The organism is Proteus sp. G2673, from assembly GCF_009915125.1.
Classification (GTDB): Bacteria; Pseudomonadota; Gammaproteobacteria; order Enterobacterales; family Enterobacteriaceae; genus Proteus; species Proteus penneri.
In genome coordinates, this window is the sequence record NZ_JAABLT010000018.1 from 52,816 (window position 1) to 68,154 (window position 15,339).

Sequence of the window (15,339 nt, forward strand, 5' to 3'; positions counted from 1 at the left end):
AGTAAGTACTAACTTCTATATTATTCAATAATGAAACAGGATAATTAACTATGCGTTACATCCGTTCTTTACTTGCGGTGGTTTTATTCTATCCAGCATGGGGATTTGCATCGGAAATTCAAGCATCATCATCTCCTGCACCGCTTGTTCAGGGCAGTATCATTTCTGGTTTATTACAAGAATACGATTCACCTTTTGTTCTTTATCCTTATGAATCCAATTATATTATTTACACTGACACCTCTGATATGAATAAAGAGGCTATTCAAAGTTATGATTGGGGTAATAAGGCTAAAAAAGATGAGGTGAAATTTCAGCTCAGTTTGGCCTTCCCTTTGTGGCGCGGTATTGCGGGTGAAAACTCTGTTTTAGCGGCATCTTATACTCAACGCTCTTGGTGGCAATTAAGTAATAAGAAAGAATCAGCCCCTTTCCGTGAAACAAACTATGAACCGCAACTTTTTCTAGGTTGGGCAACAGACTATAAATTTGCAGGTTGGACACTTCGTGAAATAGAAACAGGTTTTAATCACGAATCGAATGGTCGTTCTGATCCCACCTCTCGTAGCTGGAACCGCGCTTATGCGCGTTTTATGGCCCAAAAAGGCAATTTACAGCTTGATCTAAAACCGTGGTATCGCTTTAGTGAAAGTGCTCAACGTGATGATAATCCAGATATTAATCGCTATATGGGGTATTACCGTTTAAAAGTGGGCTATCGACTAGGCGAAAGTGTGATCACTGCGACTGGACGTTATAACTGGAACAGTGGTTATGGGGCAGCTGAATTAGGCTGGAGTTACCCAATCACTAAACATGTACGTTTTTATACCCAAGTATTTAGTGGTTATGGTGAATCGATGATTGACTATAATTTTCGCCAGACACGGGTCGGTGTGGGTGTGATGCTGAATGATATGCTGTAATTTTCCCCGTTCTGGGTTAGCATAGCGCTATAAATGATGATGGCACCTTCACATTGGTGCCTTTTCTTTTACTCCTCATCATAGTTTTTATCAGCAGCTTTTCAGAGGAACGGTGTGTCCACAGCAGAAGTTCTTAACTCAATGCCATCAGCACAGGCTATTTTGCGAGAAACCTTTGGGTATCAGCAATTTCGTCCTGGTCAGCAAGAAGTCATCCATACCATTACAACTGGGAGAGATTGTCTAGTTGTGATGCCGACAGGGGGTGGTAAATCTCTTTGTTATCAAATTCCCGCCTTATTGCTTGATGGGCTGACAGTGGTTGTTTCGCCACTCATCTCACTGATGAAAGATCAGGTTGATCAACTTTGCCTTCATGGTATTGAAGCGGCTTATTTAAATTCAACCCAAACGCGTGAAGAGCAGCTTGATGTTCAAATACGTTGTCAAAAGGGTGAAATAAAACTGCTGTATATTGCCCCTGAACGTTTAATGATGGAGAGTTTTCTTCATCAATTAGTGCAGTGGAAACCGGTATTACTGGCCGTTGATGAAGCGCACTGCATTTCACAATGGGGACATGATTTTCGTCCTGAATATCGCGGTATAGGATTATTAAGACAATATATTGCTGACGTTCCTATTATTGCACTGACGGCAACGGCCGATAATACAACACGTTACGATATTATTAATCAGCTAGTGTTGCGTGATCCCTTAATTCATATCAGCAGTTTCGATAGACCGAATATCCGCTACACTTTAGTAGAGAAATACAAACCACTCGATCAGCTTTGGCTATTTATTCGTGGCCAAAAAGGAAAATCAGGCATTATTTACTGTAATAGTCGCAGTAAAGTCGAAGAAACCGCAGAACGCCTGAGTAAACGAGGATTAAGTATTGCGGGTTATCATGCTGGAATGGAAATTGCACAACGTGCTAAAGTGCAAGAAGCTTTCCAACGTGATGATTTGCAAATTGTGGTTGCCACTGTTGCATTTGGTATGGGCATTAATAAACCCAATGTCCGATTTGTCGTTCACTTTGATATTCCGCGAAATATTGAATCTTATTACCAAGAAACAGGACGAGCAGGGCGAGATGGGTTGCCCGCGGAAGCGGTATTATTTTATGATCCTGCCGATATGGCGTGGTTGCGTCGTTGTTTAGATGAAAAGCCAGAAAGCGACCAAAAAGCGATTGAAATGCATAAGCTCAACGCAATGGGAGCATTTGCTGAAGCGCAAACATGCCGACGTTTAGTGTTACTAAATTACTTCGATGAGCATCGACAAAATGCTTGTGGTAACTGCGATATTTGTCTTGATCCCCCTAAGCAATATGATGGTTTAGTGGATGCACAAAAGGCATTGTCCTGTATTTATCGTACTGGTCAGCACTTTGGTATTGGTTATATTGTTGAAATTTTAAGAGGTGCGAATAATCAGCGTATTCGGGATTTGGGACACGATACATTACCTGTTTATGGTATTGGTAAAGCGCAAAGCCATGAACATTGGGTGAGTGTGATCCGCCAGCTTATTCATTTAGGTATGGTGACACAAAATATTGTCCATCGCTCTGCATTACAACTGACAGAAATGGCAAGACCCATCTTACGTGGTGAAGTGCCATTACAATTAGCCGTGCCTAGATTATTAAGCCCGACAAAAAGCCGTAATCAACAAACAAAAAATACCCATAGACAGTACGATAGAAAATTATTTGCGAAACTACGTAAATTGCGTAAGTCTATTGCTGATGAAGAAAATATTCCACCATTTGTCGTTTTTAATGATGTCACATTGATTGAAATGGCAGAACAATGCCCTGTTTATCCTGATGAGTTATTATTAATAAACGGTGTCGGACAACGAAAATTAGAACGATTTGGACCTGCTTTTATGACACTCATTCGTGACCATATTGAGGGCTTTGAATAACGCTAATAAGGAGAGTCAATGACAACCACTTTGTTTAAATATTCGTGGTTATCGCGTGAAAAGCAGTTTTCTGCATTTACGAACGGCGTCTTATTGGATTTTTGGGGGCAACGCGAAGAAGGTGAGTTTGTTGGTGTTGATGGCGCCAAAATTCGCTATGTTTATTGGCGTTCACCATCGCACAATAAAGCTCTAGTTATTGCTTCGGGCCGTAGTGAAAGCTATGTAAAGTACCCTGAAGTTGCATTCGATTTTTTTCACTCAGGCTATGATGTTTTTCTTCTCGATCATCGAGGACAAGGGCTTTCTGACAGACTGTTAGAAGATACGCAAAAAGGACATGTAGAGAAATTTAGTGATTATATCGATGATTTCTCGACGTTCGTCGATACGATAGTGCTGCCTTTTCAATACCCGCATTATTTTGCATTAGCTCACTCAATGGGAGGGGCAATCTTAGCGGGATATCTTCTAAAGCAAACTCATGTTTTTAAAGCTGCGGCATTAAGTGCGCCGATGTTTGGTATTAAATTACCCATACCTCGCTGGGTGGCTAATTTTTTAGTTAACCGAGCAGAACAGAATCAATCTGAAAGAAATAATTACGCGGTATCAACAGGTAAATGGTTTCCACTGCCATTTATCCTTAATGTGTTAACACATAGCCATGAGCGATATCGCCGATATTTACGTTATTATGCTGATTTTCCAGAACTGCGATTAGGTGGACCTACTTATCATTGGATGGGAGAGAGTCTAAAAATGGGAGATTGGTTAATTGAACATGCGGGAGAGATTAATACCCCTCTATTAGTGCTCGAAGCAGAGCTTGATAAGGTGGTAGATAATCAAGAGCTAAGGGCTTTCTGTGAACGTTATAGTCAGTCCAGAACAAGAGAAGAAAAACAAAAATTGCCACTGGTGATTGAGGGTGCGCATCATGAAATCTTGTTCGAAATAGATAAGCTACGCTCACAAGCATTAAATGAAATCTGTGAGTTTTATGATAAGCATTTATTTTAATCAGGAATGTGTATGTATTCGATAGTCGCTTCAGATCTTGATGGCACGTTGTTATCACCTAATCATGTCTTAACTCCCTATACGCAAGAAACCCTGCACCTACTTATTAATAAAGGGGTGCATTTTGTATTCGCAACAGGTCGTCATCATGTTGATGTTGCTCAAATTCGTGATGGATTAGGCATTAACGCTTATATGATAACCTCTAATGGTGCACGAGTGCATAACACGCATGGCGACCTTATTTTTAGCCAAGATCTTGAGCCTGAAATTGCTTATGACTTGGCTCTTATGGTTTTTGATCACCCTGAAATTGAAACTAATATTTATGCTAGTGACTATTGGTATGTTAATAAAGAGATGCCGGGGGCTTGTGAGTTTTTTCGAGAATCAGACTTTAGCTATGAGTTATATTGTAAAACAGGATTCCCGACCACCAATGTCTGTAAGGTCTTTTTCACCTCTGAGGATCATGAGCTATTACTGAAGCTAGAGAATGAAATTAATCAGCGCTGGGGTGATAAGGTCAATGTGAGTTTCTCACTGCGTAATTGTTTAGAAGTGATGGCTGGTGGTGTATCTAAAGGTGAGGCGCTAGAGAAAGTAGCTGAACTGATGCAACACTCTGCGAAAGATGCTATCGCGTTTGGCGACGGTATGAATGACAAAGAGATGCTCAAGATAGCGGGTAAAGGCTGCATTATGGAAAATGCCCATCAGGCATTAAAAGATCTGCTACCCAATATGGAAGTGATCGGTACTAACGCGGATGAAGCCGTTCCTCATTATTTACGTAAGTTATACCAAGTGTGATCCCTTCTAAAGAAAAAGGCGAAGAAGATGTGTTGTTCGCCTTTTTCTTTTTAAATCTGTCTACATTTCGTCAGTGATATTGCATCGTAAACTGTAATGTCCCATTGGCTTTGCCTGCGCTCGTTGTATCAGAGGTTTGGATATAGCCTGCCTCCAAAGGGATAGAATAACTCCCTGCACCGCTATTTTCTTCACTCACAGTAATGAGTTGTCCTAGCTTAATAGGCTGATTTTTATATTTAACTTGGATACCGTAACCCTTGGCAGTATTGCTGTCTGTTGGATTACTTAAACCAATGGTTCCAGCAGTTTGTTGATCATCAGCGACGCCCTCAAACCGAATTTTGATTGGTGAAACAGGATCACAACTCAAGTCGATATTAAAATTTTTAATACTTTCGGGGCTTACAGAGCCAACACCGTTAAAACTTGATTTAGGAACTGCACCGAGTGGGACATTAATGTTGTTATTCACCACATCACAACCACTTGAGATAATATTTAATGATGAGAGGTTAATTTTGGGTTCTACTTTCCCCACATAGTCACTAGTGATAAAGCCATTGTTGTAGATAATTAACATTGCCACCCATGAAGCAGGGATGGTTTGTGATTTTACATTATCTCGTAATTTATAAAGCTTCATTTCTAATGAAACAGAATAATTACCACTGGTAGCATAGGTTGAGCAAATAAGGCGATTACTGTAGTTACCATCAATATTTTGCTGACCATCGACATAAGCAGAGCCACTACAACTCCCGTTAATGGTGCCATGTAAGGTATAACCTACACCACTGCTGTTAAGTTCTTTGACATAAGCGCCATTCACTTTTGGGCTTGATGCATTTAAAGAGCCCGGTAAATAAATCCCAGGTCTTACTGCACTACCGGAGAGGTTCCACCATGTCCATGCGTTCATCGTTCCTAACGGAATAGTAGCGATTTCGGTTAAAATCGGCGCTGAACGTGAGACATAAATAGGAGCAGAATAGGTGACCGTTTTAGTGGTAAATTCAGCCCTAAATTCTGCAAATGTGGTTGATGTATACAAAATAGCAAACAGACAACCAAAAGTTATAGATTTATTCATTGTGATCACCTATCTGCATTCAAGTTGTAAAAATTGGATTTTTTCTAAGGCAAGATCCACATTTAACGTCGTTTGGCACTGTTCAACAGCACTGTTGCCCCATTTAGCTCGTAGCTGGCTGTGTTCGGGTACGCCATTTAAGAAAACCTCACCATCATTGGCCACAATTCCACTTGAAAGCACCTGATCGTCTTTATAAATTTCAACTTGAGTACCAAATGGCAGTGGTGTTCCGTTGTAGTGCAAGTTTGCAAGTACACGAGCGCCTTTTCTTGCTTTGAAATCGGCTAAGACAATTGCTCCTTTAGTTGGAATAACGGTTGTCGATGTTAATTCAACGTCGTTATTCCCCGTTAAAGAAGCCGGATCAACCGTCACTTTATTCCGTTCATAACGTGAAACATTAGGAATAACAGCATAACCTTGAGCATTGGTATAAAGGCTTTGTGCGCTACTGACTTTTAAGTTATCAACGTCTTCTGCTTTAATTAAAATGGCAGAATCGTAAATGGTTCGCGATGGCGTGATCCCACCTTGATGAACCAAAAGTGCACCTGTTGCCCCCCAATTCATTGATTGATAACGTTTGTCGTAACTGTAACCCGCACTGATTTCGCCCCCTGAAGCACTGTAGTTGCCATTAACAGAGCCACTGTATTCTTGACGAGAATGATTGTAGTTTTGTGAAATATCATATTGCAGGTTGTTATCTTCCAACTGAGTACCACTTAAACTCACTGAGCTAATAGAATCACCTTGTTTACTGGTGTTATAGCGATAACTTAACCAGTTGTTATTCTGAGCAACATTAAACGGAAGACTAAAATTAATAGATAAAATCTGATCGGTTAACCCACTTTCTTGACGCTTGTTATAAGCATAAGAGACGCTATAACTTAAAGCTCGATAATTTGAGTTAAAACTCACATTCATATTGCGATCGACTCTGTCTTGATACCAATAATATTGTTGATAACCATTTAATGAGAGATAACCCATATCTCCTAAAGATTGTGATACGGATAACTGGAACTGTTTTTTCTTACGATAAAGATGAGAAAAACGTTCATTAGCTGCCGAGAAATCGTAATAATCTTTTGTTGAATAGCGATAAGAAGCCAGTGAAAAACCCGTTTTAGTATCAGGTAAATATTTAGAATATTGAACACGATAAGATTGCCCTTGGGCTTCATCGTTATTTATTAAGGTTGTTCTCGCGTGAGTTATATCCGCAGAAACGGCACCTAAATAGCCAAGATTAACTCCTGTACCTAACGCATAAGCTTGATAATCAGCAGAGATTAATGTGCCACCATAAATGGAAAGATTGTAAGGAAGTCCATAAATAGCTGAGGTTTGAAAGAAATTAGGTTTCCTCGCAGCCGTATCTGCATAATATTTACCAATATCTACACTGTATTTTAAGCTACCCGCGCGTTGCATCATGGGAACAGCAGAAAAAGGTTGTGAAAAAGTACGGGTTGTTCCGTCGGCTTCTTCAATCGTAACTTGTAAATCACCGCTGTAAGAAGTGGGATATAAATCTGAAATAGCAAACTCACCCGGTGGAACGGAGGTCTGATAAATGATGCTGTTATTTTGTCGAATGGTGACAACAGCATTACTTTGCGCGATACCTCTGACGATAGGAGCAAATCCACGTTGGCTTTGTGGCAACATGCTTTCATCTGAAGCTAATTTAATACCACGATAAGGAATGCTCTCCAATACATCGTTATCAGAAGCCGTTTCACCGAGAGTTAAACGACTTTTTAAACGACGAATATCTCGCTCAACATAAGTCTGCAAGCTATTCCATTGAGATGAGTTATCACTATTTTTATTGTAGTTACTGTGGTTACGTAAACGCCAAGCGCCAACATTAACACCACTTCGTAATCCTAAGAAAATAGAGTTACTGTTGTTTTGGTCACGATACCAATATTGATTTTGACGATAAGTGTAATTTACAAAGGCGGCATTTATGCCATCGTTCCACTGTGCTGGTGGAATATAGCCTTGCCCATAATTGTATAAAGCAATTTGTGGTATAGAAAACGACAAACGTGCTCGTGAAAAATCATACTCATATTTTGCATTCGGAATAATGCTAGCAATATCGGTAACTGTTGATGTACTCGCTTGCTGGTTAAATTGCGAAGTCACAGACTCTTTTACTCCCCAATTTAATAAATCTTGTTTGGTGAGTTCAGGTGTCAGTACCTTTTTTTCTTCATCGAAAATAAAACGGACTTGGCGATTATCGATTAATTTATTATTGAGATAAATATCAACAGAGTAGACACCAGGAAGCTGTCCTCCCGCATAAGAAAAATAATCAAGGCTATTAATATCTGCGACTTGATTTTCTATTCCTAAGTTGAGTGCATCAGGGTTAAATTGCTCTTCAGCAATCACCTGATAAGGAAATAAAATAGAGGCTATTGCCATAGCTAGTACACAGTGGCGATAGAGATTATCAGCAGGAAATACCGATAATCGTTTTGTAGATAACGCGATGATGGATAAAGTCATAACTCTATACTCTTAATTTAATACTTTATCTACAGTTGCACCGTAGTCATTAATAAACTGCACAGTGACTTTCTGGGAAATAGGACTCTCTTTAAGTAACACTACTTCTTGATGAGGGTTGATTAAAGGGTCGTAAGGGTAGCGTTTATCATCAATAAAAATATGTTTAATCGTGAGGTGATAAGGTGTTTTGTTATTAAGCACCAACCCTTGGCTTTGTTTGGATAACTCAACGTTATTAAAATTAAGTGGCTCAATATCATGAGAGCGTAAAAAGAGTTTAAATTGAGAGTTAATCACTAGTTGTAATTGATTTTCAGGACTTTTTTCAACAGGTGGAATTGATTTTATATTCAGCCAATAGACGACTTCAGTATTTGAATTTAACGGTTCACCAGTATAGGAAATACGTGCAGTTCCTGTGCCATCAGGTTCGATACGAAAAAGCGGGGGTGTTGCAATAAAAGGCGTTTTTTCTGTACCTTGAAAAGCAGAGACCCAACTTTGGATAAGATAAGGTTTTTCTTTATCGGTATTTAGAATAGGAATGCTTATTTCACGAGCATTATCGTTATAAACAAACCGAGTTCCCCCCACACTTATTCCAGCAGCATGGCTTACCGTTATGAGAGAAAATAATAAAAATAGAGTTAGAAAAATATTCTTTTTCATAAATGGCGCCACAAGATTAAGGGAAATAAGAGGGTAATAAGTATTACCCTCGTTTTTATTATTTATATTGGATGCTATAAACGGCTGATCCGTTAGCTGGCCCTGGTGTTGCTTGTGCTGTTGCTTTGTAGCGTGCAACATAATCTAAGTTAATTTCAGTTCCATTGATTTCGACTTCTTTCGAATCGTCATATAGGTTTATTTGAGATACGGCATCTTTTTCAAAGAGAGCGATACCCACATTTGTCGCACCACCTGAAACTTGATCAATGGCTAAAATATCGCTATCAATGGCATCACGAGTCCCGCCAAAACGGACAGAGACAGTGGTATTGACAGGGCAATCAATCAGTTTGATTGTGAAATCTTTAAGGCCAGCAACTTCCCCTTTTGTTGCTAAACTTTTTGATGATACTTTTCCTAAATTTACAGTTAGATTTTTAGAAGAACTATCCACTGTACAGGCTTGATCTGTTATTTCTCCGGTAAAGTTAATTGTGCCCGATGCAAAAGCAGCAGGTGCAGAAAGTAGAGAGAGACTCATCCCTAATAAATAGAGAGATTTATTTAATTTGCTCATGAGCGGTCCTATATAAAAAGTAGTTATTGTTACTTTTTAATTTATTTATAAGTATAGATTTAAGTATTAGTTTATTCGCATAGGGAATATGCCAATAAAATATAACATCACAAAAAATTTAAGTTAATAAAGATTTACATGAGTTTTTTTGTCTTTATATCAAATTGTTTAATGTTCGTTTTTAAAATTAAAAATAACGTTTAATTAATCAATAATTAAATTTTGATGTGGATTGTTTATTAAGGATAATAAGCTTTTTATATCTTCTGTTGAAAATGAATTTCTATTCAAATAAAGGTAGAATTTATATTCTTTATCTTCACTATGTATATTTAATTGTTTTATCGTATTTTTATTCAACTCTTCCTGAACAACGGTCAGGGGAAGCCGAGAATAACCCAGACCTTGCTTGACAAAGTTTATTGCTGTTTCCACAGAGCCCACTTGAATAACTTGGTTATTATGATCGGCATTTGAGCCATCAGCGAGTAGAGAAATATAGGTATGTCTTTGTAACTCCTTAGATAACTCATCATGTTGAAGATGTTGTAAAACACTCTTCGGATGTGTGACTAATACTGTTTTAATACTTTCTAAATCAATGGGTTGTAGTGATTTCACATTATAATGTGTTATTACCAAATCTTGATCTTTTTGCGCTAAAATATCTGATTTACTGAGTGCTGTTTTATGAATATTAATATCATAGTGTTTATTTTCTTTAATAAATTGGGAAATTTTATTCCAGAAAAGAGCTGAAATATATAAAGGATCGATGACTATGTTTATCTTTAACTTGTTGTTAAACATTAAATTTTTAGCTTTTTTTTCTAATGAGATTGCTTTTTCAGTTATTTCTCTAGAGAGTTCAAGTAACAATTTACCTTCGTGAGTGAGTACTGCACGTCTTTTTTCTAAAGAGAGGATTTCAACTCCTAAAGTTTGCTCTAATTTATTGATAGTATAGCTAATTGATGATTGTGTTCTATGTAATGCATCTGCGGCCTGAGCAAAGCCACCGTAGTCAACGACGGCTTGTAAGGTAATCCACTGATCGAGAGTCGTTCGGGATTTTTCCATAATGGAACCTTCTTATTATTGTTTATTTAATACTCATTAAAAATGAAGCTAGCAATATATCTTAGCATTGTTAATAGGTAAGAATACTCATTTTTAAATCAAGTTTAAAAAATATTAACATTATAAGCTGTAATGTTATTTTTCAATCAATAGAAAAAATTTTAGAAGAGATATTTATTATTTTTTATTTTTTATTATTTTATAATATGATTTTATAAATAAGATGTGGAACATTTTTATTCTTTTTTTAATATAATTAAAAGTATTATTTATAATAGTTAATGAGATTTTATATCTATATTTTTATTTGTTCTGTTTTTTATTCATTTATAATTTTAATTATATTAATTTACGATTTTAAATTAATTGGTATTTTTTGTTTCTTTGTTTTTTAATTTTCTTAAATTTATTATTTTTAATTGTTTTACTTTTTGTTTTTAATTTATTCTTATTCTTTTTTAGTATTAAAACTTAAAAGATTAAATATTTCTATATTTAGCTTAAAATGATTAAAGAAAGAAAAAGAAGATCACTTCTGATAACAAATACTATGTGATAATCCAAATTAGACTGTGCTCAGTGTTAAATATGGGGATGCAGAGATATTTTAATATGTAAAGCTGCTGGTATTTTAAATGCAGACGCTAAGTTTTGTTAGCTATAAATGGCTTAATTTATTTAACTTAGGTAGGCAAACTGATCAGCTAAAGATAATAATTTAAAAGTTAAAAGCTAACAAAAAGCAATTTCTACTCGTTGAGGGAGTTAAATTAAGTGTAAAAACGTAAAAATATGATTTAGGTCAATAACTGGAGGTTGGTTTTAGTTAAGCGCTCAGTGTCGTTAATGAGGCAGTAAAATAATAAAGGTGAGATAAAATACATTTCACCTTGAGATAAATTAAATGCCGTATCCAAAATGGCGTTTTATCACCTGGCTGAATTGGTGTTTGGTTAGAAAAATATACTGTATTAATAATATTCACCAGAGAAAGTAACACTCTCTTTATGATGCTCACTTTATTATCTTCATATTACCATCGAGTGATAGATAGTTTCTTTGAGTTATTACTTATCAATTTTATTAAACAAAAAATCAAAAAATAATTTTCTTTTTTTAGAAAGAAGAGACTAAAAAGAAAAAGCGGATTAATTTTATACAATCAATGAGCTATAAGAGAAATAGATACACAGTATAGGGTGAAGAAAGCGTCATAAAAGAGGTTGAAAAAATGAGAAAGAAAGGAGTAAAGCCATTATCTTTCGTAATTTTTCTATAAGATAATGGCTTTTTATCAAATTAATTGAAGCCGAACTTATAATCCACCGACTTCTCTTGGTGTTGCGCGCATTGAGCTGCGAATTGTATTACCCATCATATCCACTCTTGCTTGGAATGGTGGGAACGGTAATGGAATACCGTGTTCTGCAAAGGCTAAGAGAATATTTTGATGGATCTCGTGTCTTGCTGGCATTCTGTGTCCCATCTCTGCTGCATAAACACGTAGTTCGAAAATTTGAATACCTTGCTGTAAATCGACCAGATAAACCTCAGGCGCAGGGTTTTCTAAAATCATCGTAGAACGTTTTGAGGCTTCTAATAACACATTGGTCACTTGCTCACTGTTGCAGTCTGCAGGTGCTGGGATTGTCATTACGATACGCGTAATTGAATCTGATAGTGACCAGTTAATAAATTGCTCTGTAATAAAGGCCTTGTTCGGTACGATAATTTCTTTTCTATCCCAGTCGGTTAACGTAGTTGCTCGCGTGTTGATCTTAGAGATATTTCCGGTCAAATTACGAATGGTAACGGTATCGCCAATACGAATTGGTTTTTCAAATAAGATCATCAAACCTGAAATGATGTTGGCAAAAATTTCTTGTAAACCAAAACCTAATCCGACCCCCATTGCTGCCACTAGCCACTGTAATTTTGACCATTCAATCCCTAATAAAGAGAAACCCACGATACTACCAATTAAGGTGATGGTGTATTTGGTCATGGTGGTAATGGCGTAACCTGTACCGGGCGTTAAATCAAGATGCTGTAAAATAGCCAACTCAAGTAAAGCAGGGAGATTTCGAACTAATTGGGTTGTAATAATAATGACAAGGATCGCCACTAAAATAGAGCCCATGGTGATAGGTTGCACTGTGTTAACACCATTCACCGATGAGGTGACATCCCAAAGTCGGATATTGTCGACGAAAGAGAACGCTGTGTTTAATTCAGACCACAATAAGATCATTGAGACTAATGCAATCATAGTCAGAATAGAACGAACTAAACCAATAGATTGCGCACTGATCGCATCAAGATCTATTTCTTGAGCTTCAATTTCAAGTCCTACTGTGCTTTCACCACTGCTTCCGACAATCGTATTTTCATCTTCACCTTTTGCGCGCTGTGCCAGAATTTCTGCACGCTTTTGTTTAGCACGTTCAAAGGCTAATTTTCTGCGCTGAATAAGCATCCATCGCTGAATAATATGGTAGATAATCAGTAGAGCAAACCAAATGGCGACAGACATTTCTAAACGACCGAGCAAGACAATCGAGGTAGAAAGGTAACCTAAGACGGCGGCTAAACCTGCAATAACAGGCGCAACCAGTAAGAACCACCATAAAATGGTGTTGATCAGGTTATCGCCAGATCCATGTTTATCAAGATAAAGCGGAACGTGAGCTTTTTTAAGGCTAGACGTAATAAAGCTTAGGGCGATACAGAGTAGTAAGAAACAGAAGCGACCGACCGTCGGTGCAAATTCTCTATCGCTATAATATTCAAAGGTAATTAATGACATCATCAGCGGAACGATGACAAAAATAGAGAGTTGGTAAAAGCGCATTGCTTTTTTAACACGGCTCTCTTTCCATTTAAATTGAGCAATAAACAGGCCGTTATGCCGTGCGAAGGTTGCACTGATCATAAATAGCCACAACACGGGAGCGGCTGCTGTTACACCATAGCCAATCGCGCCGGCCATTGGATAACGCCATTCAACACTTTGTAAGCCATAACCGACCGCAGACCATAACAGCGGTAGCGGAAGTGCAATTAAAATAGACCAAAAAACGGTGCGTATCGTCAGTGAAAAATGATCTTGAGTGACTTTACCTATACGGTTGCTGACTCTTTCAAGGAATGCGTTGTAATGTTTTCGAGTGCGCAGGCTAAAGCCCACAATGGATAAAGTGACAAATAAGAATAGGAACGTATCCTGATTTTTAAGCATGCTGATAGCAGCATGACCTAATTGTGAAAAGGTATCTAATGAAAGCAGTCGAGTGATATCTTTAACTAATAGAACTGGATAATTAAATTTGATTGGGCTCATATCAGCAACCCAGAACATATAACGGTTTGTCGCGTCTTTTGTTTCTTTTAAAGCATCGGCTAATTGTGTTGTCGCAACTTTTAGTTTTGTTAATTCAAGAATTTGAGAGTCATAACCAGATAGCAACGAATTCAATAATTCATGACGTGCCTGGATAAGAGAATCAAAAATATATTGCTGAGCTTCAGGTAATTTAGAACCATCAGCCGTTTCTGGCGGCTGGATTTTACTTAAGTTTTCCAGCATATCCTCATAACGTAAACGTTCAACACGTAATTGAATGATATCTCTATCAAGCTCTTGTGAACGAGGCATTTCGGGTAAGCGGGAAAGCTGTGTTCTTAATGCTTCACCTAATGCTGTCGAGCCACTTAACCACTGTGCTTGTTCTCGGATCGTGGTGAGTGTTTGACGAACTTGTTGTGTCTGTTGTGTAGTAATGCGCTGTTTTTCTGACAGTTCGCTCATTTCCTGTGTTTGTTTATTCAAGATTTGAGAGAGTTCACGGTTAGTTTGGATCTGTTTTGTCAGAAACTCAGGAAGCTCACCACCTTTCTCCGCTAACATCTCTGTTTTCTCTAATGCGAGATCAGCGACTTCTTGGCGCTTTATATTTAATAAGCTGCGTAATTGTTGTAGTTGTACATCAAGGCGCTGATAGCGTTTCTTAAACAATTCTAAGCGAAGGCGAGCGATTTCTTGGCGGTTATTAGCTGAAAGTTGTGCCATTTCAAGCTCATTAACCATGGCTTTACGTGCGGTAACTTCCGCTTGTGTGAGCTTATTTTGTGCTTCTGTTAACGGTGTTGTTGACGCACTAACAGCCGCGAGTCTTGCTGTCGCGTCACTGAGTAAACGGCGTGCTTCAGAAAGCTGTTGGGGTAATAAGTTTAACGATTCACTAATTTCTCGGCTTTTGTCTTGCTCTTGTTGTTGAAGCCTTGCTTGCTCCATTAATTGGCTACTGACTTGAATAATTTTCTGTTCTAAATCAGGAATGCTAATTTTTTCTGGGATAGTTGGAACTGAGTGGCTTTCTTCAAGAAGCTTGGTTCTGAGTTCTTTCGTGATCTCTGGATAATCATCAATAGCTTTTTGATAATTATCTGCATTTGCTTGCGCTTTTTCACCATCATTAATCCAATTGATAGTGCCTTGTAGCGCCTGAACTGTCTCAATATCTTGAGGATTGGTACTTCCTTCAAGTTGTTTTATATCTTGACGCAATTTTTCTACATCTGCTGATATTGCGGATGTACTGAATGAAAATGTCAAAAAAAGCGAGAAGAAAAGACTGATTATCAGGCGCACAAAGGTTACTCCGAATTACGTG

10 protein-coding genes are annotated in these 15,339 nt (G+C 37.7%); 4 read left to right on the forward strand and 6 right to left on the reverse strand.

Annotated features, from left to right (window positions below):
• Window positions 1-50 precede the first annotated feature (50 nt).
• The 4 genes from pldA to yigL all read left to right on the forward strand — a co-directional run bounded on the left by pldA (window position 51) and on the right by yigL (window position 4,706).
• The gene (pldA, locus tag GWI59_RS08820; protein ID WP_006535791.1) at window positions 51-926 is read left to right on the forward strand and encodes a phospholipase A; all 876 of its coding nucleotides are present in this window, start codon (window positions 51-53) and stop codon (window positions 924-926) included.
• Window positions 927-1,040: 114 nt separating this feature from the next.
• A complete protein-coding gene (gene recQ, locus GWI59_RS08825) occupies window positions 1,041-2,870 on the forward strand; it encodes an ATP-dependent DNA helicase RecQ (protein WP_109399684.1) in 1,830 nt (609 codons plus the stop codon).
• A gap of 18 nt (window positions 2,871-2,888) precedes the next feature.
• On the forward strand, window positions 2,889-3,893 hold the full coding sequence (gene pldB / locus GWI59_RS08830) for a lysophospholipase L2 (RefSeq protein ID WP_109847967.1): 1,005 nt from the start codon (window positions 2,889-2,891) through the stop codon (window positions 3,891-3,893).
• 12 nt (window positions 3,894-3,905) lie between these two features.
• Window positions 3,906-4,706 (forward strand): sugar/pyridoxal phosphate phosphatase YigL, encoded by an 801-nt coding sequence (gene yigL, locus GWI59_RS08835; protein ID WP_006535787.1) that lies wholly within the window; start codon window positions 3,906-3,908, stop codon window positions 4,704-4,706.
• 70 nt (window positions 4,707-4,776) lie between these two features.
• On the opposite strand, the gene GWI59_RS08840 is transcribed toward yigL, so the two are convergent.
• The 6 genes from GWI59_RS08840 to mscM all read right to left on the reverse strand — a co-directional run bounded on the left by GWI59_RS08840 (window position 4,777) and on the right by mscM (window position 15,317).
• A complete protein-coding gene (locus GWI59_RS08840) occupies window positions 4,777-5,799 on the reverse strand; it encodes a fimbrial protein (protein ID WP_161706900.1) in 1,023 nt (340 codons plus the stop codon).
• A 9-nt stretch (window positions 5,800-5,808) separates the two neighbouring features.
• Entirely contained in the window at window positions 5,809-8,334 is a 2,526-nt protein-coding gene (locus GWI59_RS08845) for a fimbria/pilus outer membrane usher protein (protein WP_161724492.1), read from the reverse strand.
• Between the two features lie 12 nt (window positions 8,335-8,346).
• Window positions 8,347-9,006, reverse strand: coding sequence for a fimbrial biogenesis chaperone (locus GWI59_RS08850; RefSeq protein ID WP_109399680.1), 660 nt, complete (start codon window positions 9,004-9,006; stop codon window positions 8,347-8,349).
• Window positions 9,007-9,064: 58 nt separating this feature from the next.
• Entirely contained in the window at window positions 9,065-9,586 is a 522-nt protein-coding gene (locus GWI59_RS08855) for a fimbrial protein (protein ID WP_161724495.1), read from the reverse strand.
• A gap of 204 nt (window positions 9,587-9,790) precedes the next feature.
• Complete coding sequence (locus GWI59_RS08860) at window positions 9,791-10,666, reverse strand: LysR family transcriptional regulator (RefSeq protein WP_161724498.1); 876 nt, start codon at window positions 10,664-10,666, stop codon at window positions 9,791-9,793.
• 1,315 nt (window positions 10,667-11,981) lie between these two features.
• Entirely contained in the window at window positions 11,982-15,317 is a 3,336-nt protein-coding gene (gene mscM, locus GWI59_RS08865) for a miniconductance mechanosensitive channel MscM (RefSeq protein WP_072064587.1), read from the reverse strand.
• Window positions 15,318-15,339: the final 22 nt, after the last annotated feature.